Here is a 15,338-nt window from a genome sequence, read left to right on the forward strand (position 1 = left end):
AGATGTGTATAAGAGACAGGCCCCGGTTCGCATAGTTTTCCACAGCCGGCCCAGCGCTTCAAAATTTCTTTCCTGCCATCACGCAAAAGGTCACATCTTCTACGATCATCACTCACCGAATCACATCGTCCACAATCATCAACCACTGAATCACATCGTCCACACTCATCACTCACCGGATTACAATGTCACAGCGACACAGCGATCTCCGTCATTTCCTCCGGCGTCTCCCTCATATCGTGAGAAAACCACAGAAGCAGGCAGGAATATATGCCGCCTGTCCGGTAGGCCATCCTGTATTTTTCCATATTTATGGTTTCACCTGTACCGGATGCGCCATCACCATCCCCACCATTTACGACCATATCCGGAATCTCATCAAAATGGAAATACTCCTTCAGAACATCCAGGATCTGACCCGATAAACCGGCTTTGTACAGCCGGAGCATCTGATTTTTGTTGTCGAAAAATGCCTGAAACACCGGGCGGATAAAAGAGGCGAAATCCGTTTCAAGCAGTTTCCTGTCTCCCTCTGTTTCCCGGAGCATCCGTGCCAGAGCACATCGAAGGACTTCATCCTTTGAACTGAAATGCCGGTAGAATGTCGCCCTGTGAACCCCCGCCCGCTCCGCAATTTCACCAACAGAAATATCCGAAAAATTTTTTGTCCCCATAAGCTGCAACAACGCCTCCGTCAGATAACTCTGTATCAGACTGTGGTCCAGATCTTTTCTCCTCAAGAAAAGCGACACTTCCTCTCTGAATGTTGCAGTTTCCTCGTTCCCGAAAGAAATCAATTGAAAATAACGACACCTGTCGCTATCATTAAATATGCACCATTCAAAAATAGCCTGTCAAGATCATCAGCAGGTGTCTGTGCCAACGAACGGCAACCTAAAGGCAGTGGGTTTTCGCCTGCGACAAATGAAAGGATTTTGTTTATGAAAGAGTTTTTGATTCTTCTGCTTCTGGCCCTTCTGGCCAGCTCCTGCGGTTTCCGCAAATATGTATGGTTCATTTCCCTGGGATACGGAGCTGCTGTCGCCCTGGTCGGTGCCGGCCTCCTGTGCCTGTTCTCCGGGAGTCTGAGTGCCGGAACCATCCTGCAGTCCGTGCTTTTCATCGTCTACGGCTGCCGGCTCGCCGGATATCTCGCGTATCGCGACCTGAAAACCGCCTACACCCGCCGGATGAAGGGAGAGGTAAAATCCGATAAAAGTGTGTCCTTTGCGGCCAAAGTCGGCATATGGATTTCCGCAGCCGTTCTTTACGTTCTGCAGACATCCCCGGTTCTTTTCCGGCTTCAGGACAATAAGGGCACAGATGCTCTCTGCCTGATCGGATTCCTGATCTCTCTGACCGGTCTGCTTCTGGAAACTACCGCGGATCTGCAGAAAAACCGCGCAAAGAAAAAGAACCCGGGACGTTTTGTCGATACGGGTCTGTTCCGAATCGTGCGCTGCCCCAATTATTTTGGCGAGATGATCTTCTGGACCGGTGTCTTTATTTCCGGACTCAACGTATATCACAATCCCGCCGAATGGATCTGTTCTCTTCTCGGCTATGCCGGAATTATCTACGTGATGTTCGGAGGAGCGCGCCGGCTGGAAATCCGTCAGGACAAGAACTACGGCAATGACCCGGAATATCGGAAATATAAATCCACGACTCCGATCATGATTCCGTTTCTCCCCATCTACTCGGTAAAGGAGCACAAATGGCTGGTCGCATGATACAAGGCAGCGCAAACATCCCGGAAGGATTCCATCTGTCCATGGCGCTGACAGACTGCATACCCGTACTCTTTTTCAGCATCAACGCCGGCGTTCTCGCCTGCCGCTTTCCAAGTCTGCTCTTCCGGATCGGCGCTGTGCTGGTTATCCTCGCCGGATCACTGAAGGCAGGCTGGAAATTTGTAATCGCACTCAAAAAAATCGATGTGCCGTTTCTGAACCGGCAGATGCGTTTTCTCATGCCTTCCGGATTTGCCCTGATGCTCCTGGCACTCGCTGTAAACCGGAGCCGCTGGTCCTTGACAGCGGTTCTGCATCATGCAACAGCCTTTCCATCCTGCATCTTCTTCCTCGCGGGAATCGCAGGCATCCTTGTTCTGTGCTTCTTCGCAAAACGCCTGGACAGAAGAAACGCAAAATCAAACTGGAAAGAACAGATGGTCAATGGAATCACACAGCTCTCCTTTCTGCTTGGGATTTTGTTCTGACGAAGACCAGGCATGGCATCCTGTTCCGATCTCGGGATAATAATGCGTATCTCAGCATTTTTTCAATGTGGCACTACATCTGTAAGCGGTAAACAATCCTTACCTTGACAACACTCAGCTGCCATTTCTCGCAGCTGAGTGTTGTCAGTTAAGTTGTTTCCGGCATTCCGCCGGCAGATCCTGGGACCATGGTTCCAACTTTTCCAGAAAAGTTCTGTCTGTGTCTTCCTGGTACCTGAGTATCTCAGTCAAGAGTAGTTCGAAGTATCGGAACGGATTTAGATTGTTTGCCTTAGCTTATACTAACTTTTTATCTTCATAGTTTTACTTGCTGAGTCCAGCAATATCACCCTCTATTCATAAAGATGAGGATAAAAAAATCTGAGTATAATCCACACGCGATATTGATTTTTTGCAGATTGTAAACATCACGTACCATTTTTCATCACCGATCGGATAAGTGAGAGTACCTCTCTGGATGCATGATTCGATACTTCGATTGTCAAAGTACAGGTTCGAATGACAGCATCCGGACAAAAACTTGTTGCCGAATCCGTCATCGTCTGATCGACAATGTTTTTGGGAGATGGTGGAACCGCAATCTCTGCAAAAGTAGCCTCGGACTCCGGAGACAGAGCGACAGATTGTACATCGTAAGCTTCATGTCTCAACTGTTGCTGCCAGTAATAAAAGCTTTTAATGTTGATACCATTCTGTTCACACTAGGCCTTTTTGTAAGACCACTGGCATTACAGGCCTGAATGATATCAAGTCATTGTCGACGGCAAACGTCGGATGTGATCTTGTCCATCAATACCAAGCCTCCTTTGGAGAAGTTGAAAAAACCTTAGATATATTCGACTTCTCCAAAGGGCTTGTCCTTACCTTCAAAGAGTTGAAGTTCGCCAAATTCCAGGGAGTCGTCATTTTTACTTCATCCTATACAGGAACGTTATCGCTTGGCACCGCTTACAGTCGTCTTTAGGACTAAATGTAGTTTTACTCGTTCCAGCCGAAATACCCTTCTTATATGCCCAGTTAACGGCATCAGCAAAATAATCTTCCTTCTGCACATCTGTAAACGGATTAGCGCCTTCCATCTTTTCTGAACCCATTATTCTCCAAATGAATGTGATCATCTCCGCTCGTTTGCAGTAAACATTCGGGCTGAACGTTGTCACGCTTGTGCCGGATGTAATCTTGTTCTTGTATGCCCAGCACACCGCATCATTGAAATAATCAGTTTTCTTTACATCCTTAAATGGTAGATTCGCATCAACCTTCTTGCTGCCGTTAATTCTCCAAAGGAAAGTAATCATCTGGCCTCTGGTTATGATTTCACCAGGTCCGAAAGATGTTCCAGTAGTACCGCTTGTAATGTTGTTCTTATAAGCCCAGTTTACTGCGTTGTAGAAATAATCATTATCTCTCACATCTGTGAACGGCATCTTCTCGTCGTCATCCTTTGAAGGTGTGGGTGGAATAACTGGTGTTACAGATAGCTTCTCTTTAAATAATGCAGAGAGCGTCACAGTGCTATCCGGCTGTGTGAAGCTGTAGGTGCCGTCGGCATTCTGAGTTACTGTTACCTCTTTACCTTTCTCGTCTGTCACAGAAATCTTATCTACCTCATATCCAGAATTCGGTTTAGCTATAATGGTCACTAGCTCTCCTGTCTTCTGCAGTTCAGGAGAAAGGACTAAGCTGCCGTTCTTGGTAGGCTTTATTGTGTTGTTTACAGCCGGTTTCTCTTCTTCCCCAAATGTTGCAGCAACAGCCACAGTGCCCTCTGGCTGTATGAAGTTATATGTGCCATCAGTATTCTGAGTTACCGGTACCTCTTTACCCTTCTCATCTGTCACAGAAATCTTATCTACCTCATATCCAGAATTCGGTTTAGCTATAATGGTCACTAGCTCTCCTGTCTTCTGCAGTTCAGGAGAAAGGACCAAACTGCCGTTCTCAGTAGCCGCTATCTCGTCAACCACTTTATTATCCTCAAAAGGTTTCGAATCATCCTGCTTTTCAAATGATACTGATATGGTCACCTTTGTTTCTGGTTGTGTAAAGCTATAAGTGCCATCATCATTCTTTGTAACAGGCACCTTGTTTCCAGTTTCATCTGTTATCAAAACATCCTGTAATTTATACCCAGTATCAGGCATGACAGTGATATTTACTGCCTCGCCTGGCTTCTGATGATCAGAGACAAGCGTCACGTTTCCATTCTCAGTCGGCTTTATCTCATCAATAACAAAAGCTTCAGTTTTATTCTTGAACAATGCAGATACCGTCACCACAGAATTTGGTTGCGTAAAACTGTATGTGTCGTTACCGTTGTAAACAATCGGTACCGTGATTCCGTGACTATCTGTGACTTTGACTTCATCAACTTCATAACCAGCGCTAGGATTAGTTGTAATCGTAATTGTTTCTCCTTGCTTCTGAGTTTCAGGAGAAAGATTTACGCTACCATTCTCTGTAGGAGTTATCAGATCGATTACTGTAGTTTTCGTTTCCTCAGCATTTTTAAATGTTACTGTGATTGTTACACTTGCCGATGGCTGCTCAAAGCTGTAGGTTCCATTTTCTCCTGTTACAGCAACAACATTTTCGTTAGCATCTTTAGCACTTATATCTCCTATTTCAAATCCAGTATCTGGTTTAACAGTGAAGCTTACTTTGCTTCCGGTTATCTGCGGTTCTGAAGATAGAATTACTTTTCCATTTTCAGTGGTGTTCAATACATTAACGAAAGCCCTGACCACCACTACTACAGAATCAGAAGCACGTTTTTCCTCATTTTCCTTATATCGTACTTCATATGAGCCAGCTTCTACCTTCGTTGTGCCAACTTCACACTGCTGCCATTCACCTGTTCCTTGCTTCCTATACTCCATTGAAGAAGTTGTTCCGAAAATCCCGCCATCCCCAGTTAATCCCTGAGGTTTACTCTGCTTCTGCTTATTTGTAAAGACTGCAGTTAAATTTCTATCTCTAAGTGATGTAAATTGAAGCATGGGATCTTTAGAAATGACATTTCCATTTTCCTTCCATGAAAGAAAATAGCAATTCTTATTAGGCACAGCCTGAAGAATAACGTTTGCTCCTTTTCTCTTCTCAGAAAGGCCGTAAACCATACCATATTCTTTTCCTTCAACAGTGACATTTGTTTTATAAAGTGGTGCCTCCTCATTTTCGATTGGCACAAGTTCTCCGCCCTCTTTTTCAAGTTTCGAATAGGATGTTTCTTCCTGGGTTGGTTCTTGATAAGGAACATAAAACTTCTCTCCATCTTCCAGTTTTACACCCAACATATTGTTTACGATGCTCTCCTTACCATCTGCCACATAGGAACTCGAATAATTCATCGTGCCGGAATCAGTAGCTGTAAGCCTTAATTTAAAAATACTTCCTTCATTTATAAAGATATGTTTGGTATCCCCGGCGACCATCACAATGAGTTGATCGCGCAGTTCATCGGGTACAGATCGAACAATATTGTTATCCTTTATAGAGGCAACTATATTGCCTGATGAATCTAAGACATCCACATCAACAGGACACTGTATCTGATTATGGGTAAAATTTTTAAATTCGGGTGAGGCAACTAGCGTTGTAGAAGAATTGTATACAGCCTGCTGAAGCTGATATGTATATTCTGCCCACTCATCAATAATATCAGTATGGCTAATCCAGCTTGATTTCTGTCCTAATGTCAAATAAGGTATCAAGCCTGCAAGCCAGTTATTATCAGTATCGATAAACTTTGTTGCTTCCTTAGCATATTCAAAAGCCTCTTCACAATCATAGCCAAACGTTTTACGCAGGCTAAGATACTGATTAAAATAAGAGTATCTGCCGGCATACTCCGAATTCATAATCACATTCAAGGAAGAAACTGCTATTCCCAAATCATTGGCATAATTCTTTAAGATGTCCTTTTTACCCCAGGCATCGCCAACCTTAGACATTGTTTCTGTTATCCAATCCATATTTCCAGAAACAATTGGAACAATACAACATCCTGCATGGTGCATTCTATTAGTTGTTACTACAGAAAGAGCACCTGTTACAGATGAAGATATACCCTCATCTTCCAAAGTTGCTAATCCAAGCATAGTTTGTTTTAAACCGGATTTTAAATTGTCGACAGATTCATCAGTAATAGCCTGCGCTAAATTATCGCTTTCTGCATTAACCCCGAACCTATCCTGTAAAAAGCCAATCAAAGCTTCTGTGGATTTTGTTTTAGACTCACCAGCATTTACAGAATTCTGTCCAATATTATTATTGATAATCTGAATCAGTGATAATGCTGTCAAAAATTTATCGTCATCTTTGCCATCATAGTTTCCGGTTATTAGCTTTAAATATTTATCCTGGCTTGATATTTTTTCCATATTACTGGCGCTCTTATTGAAAATGAAGCATAAGAAAGCACGAGCGCTTTGCTCATCCTTTATTACAGGAAAAGAATGAACCATTTTAAATTCTATGTTATCATTCCACTGTAAGATAGGATACTGTGATCCCATAGTCCATGTCTTATCAAAATCAAACCCTTTATATTGATTTTGATCTAAACATTGACTCGGTTCCAATGCAACAATCTGATTAAAGGAACTCCATCTCTCATCTCCCTGACGCCTGCCAAAAGCTTTCTGACCCTGAAAATAATAAAAATTAGAAAACTCAAATCCTTGCAGGGCCCATCCCCCAAGTCCATAACTGCCAACCAAAGCCCCCGCATAATTTCCTGTCAAATTTCCGAAAGAATAGCCATTATTAAGATGTACTTGTCCTACACTCCCTGTTCTTATATCTCCAAAAATTCCTCCGCTACCGCCCTGTGTTGAAATACCTTCAGTAAGACTTATATCACCTCTGTTATAGCAGTCATTTACGTATTCATCATTAAAATCAATTTCTTGATAGCCACAAATTCCTCCCACAGCGTTACTCCCGCTTATATTTCCATTGTTGAAGCACCCATTAAAAGATCTAGGGCACTCTGTTTTGCCAATTAAGCCACCAGTATAATAGCCGCCATCAACATTGGAAAAGTTGCAGCTATTAGTAATACTTATTCCCTCATTGCTACTATTAATGTTTTGAGCTTCCCCAATAAGACCACCAACGCGATTAAATGATTCTGCCTTTATATTTCCGTCAGAAGCGCAATTTTTAACATTTTGTTTTTTATTCCAATCTGATCCCCATGAACCAATTAAACCTCCTACACATCCAGAAACAGAGGTTGAAGAATTATTATTTAAAAAGATATCTCCGGAAAAAAGGCAATTGCTCAAAGTGCAAGAGTTCTTGTTACCTATGTACCCCACTAATCCAGCAATGTTCATTCCATCCACTACTGTTGTTGAATTGACACAAACTTTACCATATACGCCGCAGTTTGATATGCCCGCACCATTATACGTGCCCACTATCGCACCGGCGTTATATTCTGAAGCTTTCTCACCATGTCGAGTGACATTTAAAAAGACATTTTTCAGTGTAAAATCAGAAATGCTCCCACCATTAACGTTATTGAAGAAGCCAAGATTACCTGAACTGTTCTCTATGTACAGACCCGATATAAAATGATGATTTCCTATAAATGTACCATTAAAATTAGGAATCCCGCTCCATATATACGCTGAGTCAGGCTTAGTTTCATATGTCCATGCTGAAAAATCAGAAGAGACATCTATATCCGCATCCAGTTCAACATACGAATTAGAAAAGTCAAATGGTTCTCTATTTTTGGAGGTGTCTCCTTTTGCTTTATCCAAAAAGCCATACAAAGTATCAACATCATTCACTTTGTAAGGATTCTCCTGCGTTCCGTCGCCGGATTGATTGAATTCTTCCAGATTAGATATTCTGTTTTCTTTTACATCACCAAATACAGGAACAATTTCTCCTGGAAAAATACTTATTGCCATAATTACAACCAAAAAGATCACCGAAAGTTTTCTCTTTAACATTCCACCCTCCCTATGAAATCAGGTAATTTTTCCTTTAATCCCTATAAAGTCAAGTAATTTTTCCTATAAAATAAAGGATTATTCAACATTCCTCAGTTCAGAATGAAGCCGAGTGTCATGAGCATTTCTGCGTATCCGGTATGAAAAAAAATGTATTCTGAGAACATAAAACAGAACGTCACCTTTTTCACTCTGCATGACCTTGTGTGTAGTCCTGTTCCGCACCGCCAGTTGCACCCATCGAAGGCTTATCGCTGTCCCATGCCTCATCTACTCCATTATCGTTTTGTGTGACAGAAACAGCCTGCTGACTATCTGATTCTGTCGCAATAATGCTTTCTTCGTCTGTGTCCTCTGGAATTGAATATGCTCCAGACTCTTGGCTATCAGCCTCTTCTTCCGATTTCACACTATTCTGCGATTCAGAGACTGCTTCCTCTTCTGCAGATGCACTGTCAATTCCAACCGCGTCTGTTTATACCTCATATTTTTCATCCCTCCTCTTTTTTTTCGCCGCCTTCTGTCAATCGCCATTCAGATTTATTTACCCCCGGCAATCGTCATCCGCACCGTAATTTCACCTAAACCGCTGTATCCAGCACGGATTTTAAGACTATTATATTTCTTCAAGCAATGTTTTCACAATAAAGATAGATCCTTGTCCTTGTCCAACTAAGTGTCCGAAAAGAGTCAGCTTACTATCCCGCTCAAAGGAGCTGAACTTGTTCCGATATAATTGGACAATCGTCTGGACAGGCGGTTTTCAAAATATGATATTGTTGTCCATGTAGGGATTTAATAGAATGAAAACATCAAACTTAATAGATAGAGAAAATGAAAACATCAGACTTAATAAAGAGAGAGAGAAGATGTCAATCCTGCAGGATACAGAGTGCAAGACATGATTACAACGTGAACACTGTAGCTGAAATGGGAAAATGGCATTGAATTGGAGGGACAGAATGAGTGATTTTAGCGACTTAATCAATGTCTACAAAAAAAGATCGGGCATTTCTGTGAAGGAGCTGGGCGAAGGCACTGGCATCGGACCAAATATTTATAAGTATGTGCGCGGGTCAAGGCTGCCGTCCGAGCCCGGTGTTGTGGATTTGATTTCGGATTATATGAATATGTCAAATGAGGACCGCCACAAGCTGCGCGATTACTGGCGCATCGAACACTTCGGAAAGGAGCGTATCGCACTCTGGAAAGAGATCGAGACAATGCTGCAGCATTTCCGTATCACGCCGGACGCAACAGAATCCTATATGTTCGAGCAGAGACTCCCGGACAGCTTGCTTGACCATTCCATAAGCTACATACGCGGCGACCTGAACGTTCAGCAGGTTCTGCTCGCCATCCTGACGACCGCTGACGAAGGGACCATCCATGCTGTCGTTCAGCCGGATGACCCTCATATTCTGGAGTGTCTCTCTATTGCGGAAAAATCGGCAAATCAATCGAAAATCCAGAATATCATCCGAATGAGACAGCGAGGTGACCATTATGCAGACATCATGCGGAAAAATCTGTCCATTCTGCAGAACACTCTGCAACTGGCACTTGGATCAGACAGATATACCTCCTACTATTATTACACGGACTATGTAGAGCAGGAAAAATGGCCACTCACGTCAAGTTATATCGTAACAGACAGCTGTGCGTTTCTTTTCGGTAACGGTGACACAGCAATGACCGGTATCTTCACAAAAGATCCGAGATTTATCGCCGATCTCAATATGCACTTTGATTCTCTAATGAAAGAGTCGCGGCCAATGGTCATTCGCCCGGACTCACCATCCAGGATCATTGAAGATTTCCAGTCATACTACAGTATTGCTGAAAAAACAGTACCGCATAGCAGAGAGATTGTGATCGGCACTCAGCCTTGTCTGACACCCTTTCTGACCAACGATATCTGCGAACGCTACATGTGCCGTGATCATACAGAAATCCGCCCCTTTGTCGAGCAGTATCTCACCTATTTGACCTGGTGGAGAAAACACATACGCAACCTTACCAAAGACATCGTGTCAATCGACGGTGTCCGCCAATTCCTGGCTACCGGTAGAATCCATGAGATTCCGGAGGCGTATTACACACCTTTCTCAAAGGAAGATCGCCTGCAGATTGTCCGGAGCTGGCTGGCAAGCCTCTCCCCGGACAATGTACATTTTTTGAAAGAAGACAGTTGTCTGGTGAACTCCGGGCTCACTCTCACTTCATCGCCAACATTCTTCATCATATCGCTCGTCCGCGAGAACAGCTATCATATTTTCTTTTCCAAGGAGCCCTCGACTACCTCCTGCTTCTGGGATTATTTTTCGAATCTGGATGACAGGATCTACATGCCTTTCAGTGAGGGAAAACAGAGGGTTCAAAAAATCATTGAGCAATTTCGATGAATAATGGGAATTGAATATCGATATAAACGCAATGATAACACTGATCCGTTTGTGGTCAAACAAGTGATTTCCACTTGATAGGCCATTTCCAACTACCCGGCACTGTCAGCGGACACCCGGGTAGTTCAGACTGTTTTCCCTGACTCAACAGAGATAACTATTGCATGGATCAGAGCCGATCAGAAGACGAGTTCGTCTGTTCAAGATGCCTGATATACTTTCTTCCCCACAATTCAATGCTGTCAAGAACGGGTTTGAACTCGTACCCAATCTCCGTAAGCTCATATTCCACCCGCGGAGGCACCTCCGGATAAACCGTCCTGGTCAACAGCCCCTCTTTCTCCAGATTCCTGAGATGTGTTGCAAGAGTAGCCTGCGTAATGTGAATTTCCTTCTGCAGCTGATTAAACCTTTTCGGCCCGCCCGCGAGAGCATGCAGAATCAGAATCGCCCACTTCCCCGACAACAGCTGCTGCGCTGTCGCATACGGACACATACCGAATTGATTTGCTCTTTTACATGTTTCTTTTTTCATGATACCACCTGCTCTTATATACCAATACCGACCTGCTGCTCCGTCTCATAGAAGCAATTCCTTCATTCATCATTCCCGATCCCGCTTCACGCGGCGGATTGAATACTCAAGCAAAACATACCTGCTCAAGGAAAAAATCCTGCTTGACTGCATTCTACTATGGTCGTATTATTTTCGCAACTCGGATAATTAAACTTATGAGTATGAATTATTCACGTTCCTGACATTATCCATCTTCGATGAGGTCGGAGAGTTTCAAAAGAAGCCTCAAAATAACGAAGCAGTTCCCGGCCTCATCTCGGGGCAAAAAACATTTGTCCCTGACAGCATTTGATGATCTTGAATGAAATTTACGGAGGTGTACTATGAATAAAAAAAGAATGCCGGTTATTTTTTCCGGCCATGGAAGTCCAATGCTGGCGTTGGAGAACACATCTGTGACGAAAGGTCTGCACAGCATCGGCTCTCAAATCAGAGAACAATTCGGAAAACCGAAGGCAATCCTCGCCGTATCCGCACACTGGTATACAAAGGGAACTTTTGTGCAGAGCACGGAAAATCCAAAACAGGTCTACGACATGTACGGGTTCCCGAAAGCGCTGTATGACTTCAAATATCCGGTCAAAGGATATCCTGACCTGTCCGAACGCGTGGCCGCGCTTCTCGGTAACCGGGTGTCCGTCAACGATGACTGGGGCATTGATCACGGTGCCTGGACCGTGCTCTGTCATATGTTCCCGGAGGCGGATATCCCGGTCGTTCAGCTTTCCGTTGACGGCACGCTTTCCCCGGATGAAATCTACAATCTCGGAAAAGCACTCGCGCCCCTTCGTGATGAAGGCTATCTGATCCTTGCAAGCGGAAACGTTGTACACAATCTGCGCCTGGTAGATTGGGACAACCCGGACGGATCCCCGGAATGTCTTGCATTTAATAAGGCAATCACGGAATATGTCCGGAATCGCCAGGATGACCGCGTGATCGCATATGAATCCGTACCGAACGCCGGATATGCCGCTCCTACACCGGAACATTTTCTTCCGCTCCTCTACATGCTCGGTGCATCCGAAGGTGAAAAACCACAGGTCTTCAACAACCACTGTGAACTCGGCGCAATCGCGATGACCGGCTATGCGTTCGGTCTTGAGCAGAATTAATAATCAGGCAGGCATACAACACACCAGATGTTCTACGGCATACAGGCGTTCCTGTCTTCAGATAACCATTCTTAGATTCCAAACCGTCATCTCCGATCATTTAACGCCGAATTAATTGTATTCGGCCTCCATCCTGTCTATAATATAGGCATTACATATCAACTCTTCGAAAATGCAGACAGGGCTCGGCGCGCCCGAGACGCACGTAAGAGACTGGAGATCAAGCGTACTACCTGATGAAGCCTCCGGCCTCGGCGCGCCCGAAACGCGCATCAGAGACTGGATGCGATTTCGAAGACAACCGGTATGATCAGCGAAGTGCCGCGGCGAGTTATAAATATTCTGACACCCGTCTGCGGAACATGGTGCTTTAAAATTTCGGGATGGCTTATGTTCAGAAAAATTGACCTCAAAAAATCGTTATCCTCATGTCCGGAGAAAAAAGACAGAGCACTCGGGCGATGTATTGCCGTTAACTCCCTTGTCGCACTTCTGTCCTTCCTCTGGCTGATTCTGATGAATAAAGGAGTATTTACGCTGTGCGGAGATTACAATGCGCAGGCAATTCCTTTCAGTGTCGGGATGCACAAGGCCATTCTGAACGGTCAGTCGTGGTCATGGGGAATCGACCTCGGAACTCAGACTGTCGGTGCGTACAGTTTTTACGGTCTCGGCAGCATTTCCTTCTGGATCACGATGCTGTTCCCGGTAAGCGCCACGCCGTGTGTGATGGGGTGGCTCTATATTCTGAAATATATTGCCGCGGGAATAACATCATTCCTCTACATCCGTCAGTTCACCCGCGATGACAATTACGCCGTGATCGGATCGACGCTCTACGCGTTTTCCGGCTATCAGGCCGTAAATCTCGAATTTTACACCTTCCACGATGTCACAATCCTCTTTCCTCTGCTCCTTCTGGAATTTGACCGGATGATGAAATCGGGAAAATGCCGTCTTCGTGACGGAAAGCCTTTCATCCTTGTGACGGCACTTTCCTGCCTCAACAGCTATTTTTTCTTTGTCGGACAGGTTGTTTTTCTGCTTCTCTACTTCTTTCTGCGATACGGAGAAAGGAATCTGAGGCTTACCCTCAGGAATCTCCTCCTCTGCGGTATTGCAGGCCTCTGGGGCGTGATGATCGCCGGAGTCCTGTTCCTCCCGAACATCCTGTTCATTTCCGGAAACAAGCGAAGCAGTATTCAGCTCCTGCTGTCACAGCTCTTCCCCGAGCCGAAAATGCTCCTGTATCTGCTCAAGGGTTTTTTGTTCCCGGGCGAGGCAATGTATGACAGCAGTGCCGTGTACAACCAGAGGTGGACATCCACCTCCGCTTACCTGCCTCTGATCGGCATGAGCGGCGTCCTTGCATACCTGCACCAAAAGCGCAGCGACTGGCTCTCCAGAATGCTGCTCGTTCTCATAGCGGCTGCCTTTTCTCCCCTTCTGACCTCTGCGTTTCTTCTGTTCACAGAAGCCAATCAGCGCTGGTGGTATATGCTGATCCTGCTGATGGCGTCTGCATCTGCAGTTGTGCTGGAACAGCGGGCCGGAGAAAAAAACAACGACGTGCTGAAAACGGCTCTTTTCGTCAATATGGCCGTTCTTGTCGTCTATTATCTCGCGTTGAATCTCATGAAATGGAGCGACTCCGAAAAGAGCCTGGTCTGCCACAGAGGATTCTTTTTCCTGATTTTTGCCGTGTCTCTGGCCGGCCTGCTCATCCTGCGCAGGCTTTCGTCCGGCGCACGCCATTTCTGTCTGTCCATCACCGCCTGGACTGCTGTTTTTGCCCTTCTCACCACTGCATATGTGCTTGGCTATTACCGGTTCGCAGACGGAATCCGCGAGACCTGCACGCAGAAGATACGTCTCTACAGTCAGCTTGAGCCGATTGACGACCAGTACCGTTACATCGATGAGAACATGATGCTTTATTCAGAGGGAGCATCCGGTCTGCGCATTTTCAGTTCTACGGTTTCGGATTCCATCGTGCATTTTGACAGTCTGTTTGACTTTTACAAGCAGGCGCGCAGACTGGACAAGACCTCCTACGCCGGCCTGGCCGAGCTGTTCGGCGGCAAATACGATGTAACAACGGACCCGAAGGGGAGAACACCGCTCCGGACGTATCAGGTAAATGGAAAAAATTATTATGTTGTGGAAAGGAATGCCTGCCCGATCGGTTTTGCGGTCGATCAGGTGATCACAGAGCGTGATCTGAAGAAAATTGATGTGAGTGAAAGAGGCCTTGTTCTCCTGCGGGCAGCTGTGATTCAGCCCGATGACCGCAAGAGTGTAAGCGATCTGGCCCCTTGTGTTTCCTATCGCGATGCGCTGGACGCCATTCAGACGGATTTGGAGACAGCCCGGACCGCCTCCGCCGGAAACAGTCATTTAGATCCCTCCGATAATGCAGGGCTTGTCTTTGACAGCGATCAGGAGGGCTACAGTCCTTCCGGACGTGAGGCGGATAATCTCTCAAAGAGCAGTCCGGGAAAGAAGGTTGATCTGACCGACGGCGAGCTTCAGGAAGTCGCTGCGGAACGTGTCGCCAGTGATTCCAGCCGCGCCGTGAAAAATTTCCGCAGAACCTCTGACGGATTTGTCTGTGACAGTGATTATTCCAGTGACAGTCTCGTCTATTTCTCTGTCCCGAACGACAGAGGATGGAAATCATTCATAGATGGACAGCAGACAGAGATCATCAATTCCGGCGGCATGATGCTGATCCGCGTTCCCGCCGGCGCACACAGAATCTCCTTCCGTTACACGACCCCGGGGCTTTCCGCCGGAGCGGCGGTCAGTCTTATATCCCTGTGCGCACTGATTCTGTATGTCCTATCTGACTGGAAAAAGCGGAGAAGAGCAGCACTGCGCCGGTCTTTTGCCTCCTGTAACCGGTAGAGTCTCCCGGCTGTCCTTCCAGTAATCGGCAGAATCTATCGGCTTTACTTCCTGCAGCCGGCAGAATCTTCTGGTCTGGCCTTTAGCCGGAGATCCTCTTCTTGCAGCTGTCCTTCTTCCTGC

The 15,338-nt window shown here is 45.5% G+C and carries 9 protein-coding genes; 5 read left to right on the top strand and 4 right to left on the bottom strand.

Annotation, left to right across the window (positions count from 1 at the left end; genetic code table 11):
* Positions 1-188: 188 nt before the first annotated feature.
* Positions 189-752, bottom strand: a complete 564-nt coding sequence (locus ACTQ3A_RS11675) for a TetR/AcrR family transcriptional regulator (RefSeq protein WP_441494970.1) — start codon at positions 750-752, stop codon at positions 189-191.
* A 189-nt stretch (positions 753-941) separates the two neighbouring features.
* On the opposite strand from ACTQ3A_RS11675, the gene ACTQ3A_RS11680 reads away from it, so the two are divergent.
* Together ACTQ3A_RS11680 and ACTQ3A_RS11685 are read left to right on the top strand one after the other, a co-directional pair.
* A complete protein-coding gene (locus tag ACTQ3A_RS11680; protein WP_441494971.1) occupies positions 942-1,733 on the top strand; it encodes a DUF1295 domain-containing protein in 792 nt (263 codons plus the stop codon).
* Positions 1,718-2,221: a hypothetical protein gene (locus tag ACTQ3A_RS11685; protein ID WP_441494972.1), complete on the top strand. Its 504-nt coding sequence runs from the start codon at positions 1,718-1,720 to the stop codon at positions 2,219-2,221. Before ACTQ3A_RS11680 ends, ACTQ3A_RS11685 begins: the two co-directional genes overlap by 16 nt.
* A 929-nt stretch (positions 2,222-3,150) precedes the next feature.
* Here ACTQ3A_RS11685 and ACTQ3A_RS11690 read toward each other — a convergent pair.
* Together ACTQ3A_RS11690 and ACTQ3A_RS11695 are read right to left on the bottom strand one after the other, a co-directional pair.
* Positions 3,151-8,211 carry an InlB B-repeat-containing protein gene (locus ACTQ3A_RS11690; protein ID WP_441495329.1) on the bottom strand — a complete coding sequence of 1,687 codons (5,061 nt, stop codon included), beginning with the start codon at positions 8,209-8,211 and terminating at the stop codon, positions 3,151-3,153.
* Positions 8,212-8,398: 187 nt separating this feature from the next.
* The gene (locus tag ACTQ3A_RS11695) at positions 8,399-8,620 is read right to left on the bottom strand and encodes a hypothetical protein (protein ID WP_441494936.1); all 222 of its coding nucleotides are present in this window, start codon (positions 8,618-8,620) and stop codon (positions 8,399-8,401) included.
* A 553-nt stretch (positions 8,621-9,173) separates the two neighbouring features.
* Here ACTQ3A_RS11695 and ACTQ3A_RS11700 point away from each other — a divergent pair.
* Positions 9,174-10,616, top strand: a complete 1,443-nt coding sequence (locus ACTQ3A_RS11700) for a helix-turn-helix domain-containing protein (RefSeq protein WP_441494937.1) — start codon at positions 9,174-9,176, stop codon at positions 10,614-10,616.
* 169 nt (positions 10,617-10,785) lie between these two features.
* On the opposite strand, the gene ACTQ3A_RS11705 is transcribed toward ACTQ3A_RS11700, so the two are convergent.
* A complete protein-coding gene (locus ACTQ3A_RS11705; RefSeq protein ID WP_441101093.1) occupies positions 10,786-11,151 on the bottom strand; it encodes a winged helix-turn-helix transcriptional regulator in 366 nt (121 codons plus the stop codon).
* A gap of 365 nt (positions 11,152-11,516) precedes the next feature.
* Between ACTQ3A_RS11705 and ygiD the strand changes: the two genes are divergently transcribed.
* Together ygiD and ACTQ3A_RS11715 are read left to right on the top strand one after the other, a co-directional pair.
* Positions 11,517-12,308 (top strand): 4,5-DOPA dioxygenase extradiol, encoded by a 792-nt coding sequence (ygiD, locus tag ACTQ3A_RS11710; RefSeq protein WP_441101092.1) that lies wholly within the window; start codon positions 11,517-11,519, stop codon positions 12,306-12,308.
* Positions 12,309-12,698: 390 nt separating this feature from the next.
* Positions 12,699-15,215, top strand: a complete 2,517-nt coding sequence (locus ACTQ3A_RS11715) for a YfhO family protein (RefSeq protein ID WP_441101091.1) — start codon at positions 12,699-12,701, stop codon at positions 15,213-15,215.
* The last annotated feature ends 123 nt before the right edge of the window (positions 15,216-15,338 follow it).

This window comes from Bilifractor sp. LCP21S3_F8, assembly GCF_052117805.1.
In the GTDB taxonomy this organism is placed as follows: Bacteria; Bacillota; Clostridia; order Lachnospirales; family Lachnospiraceae; genus Bilifractor.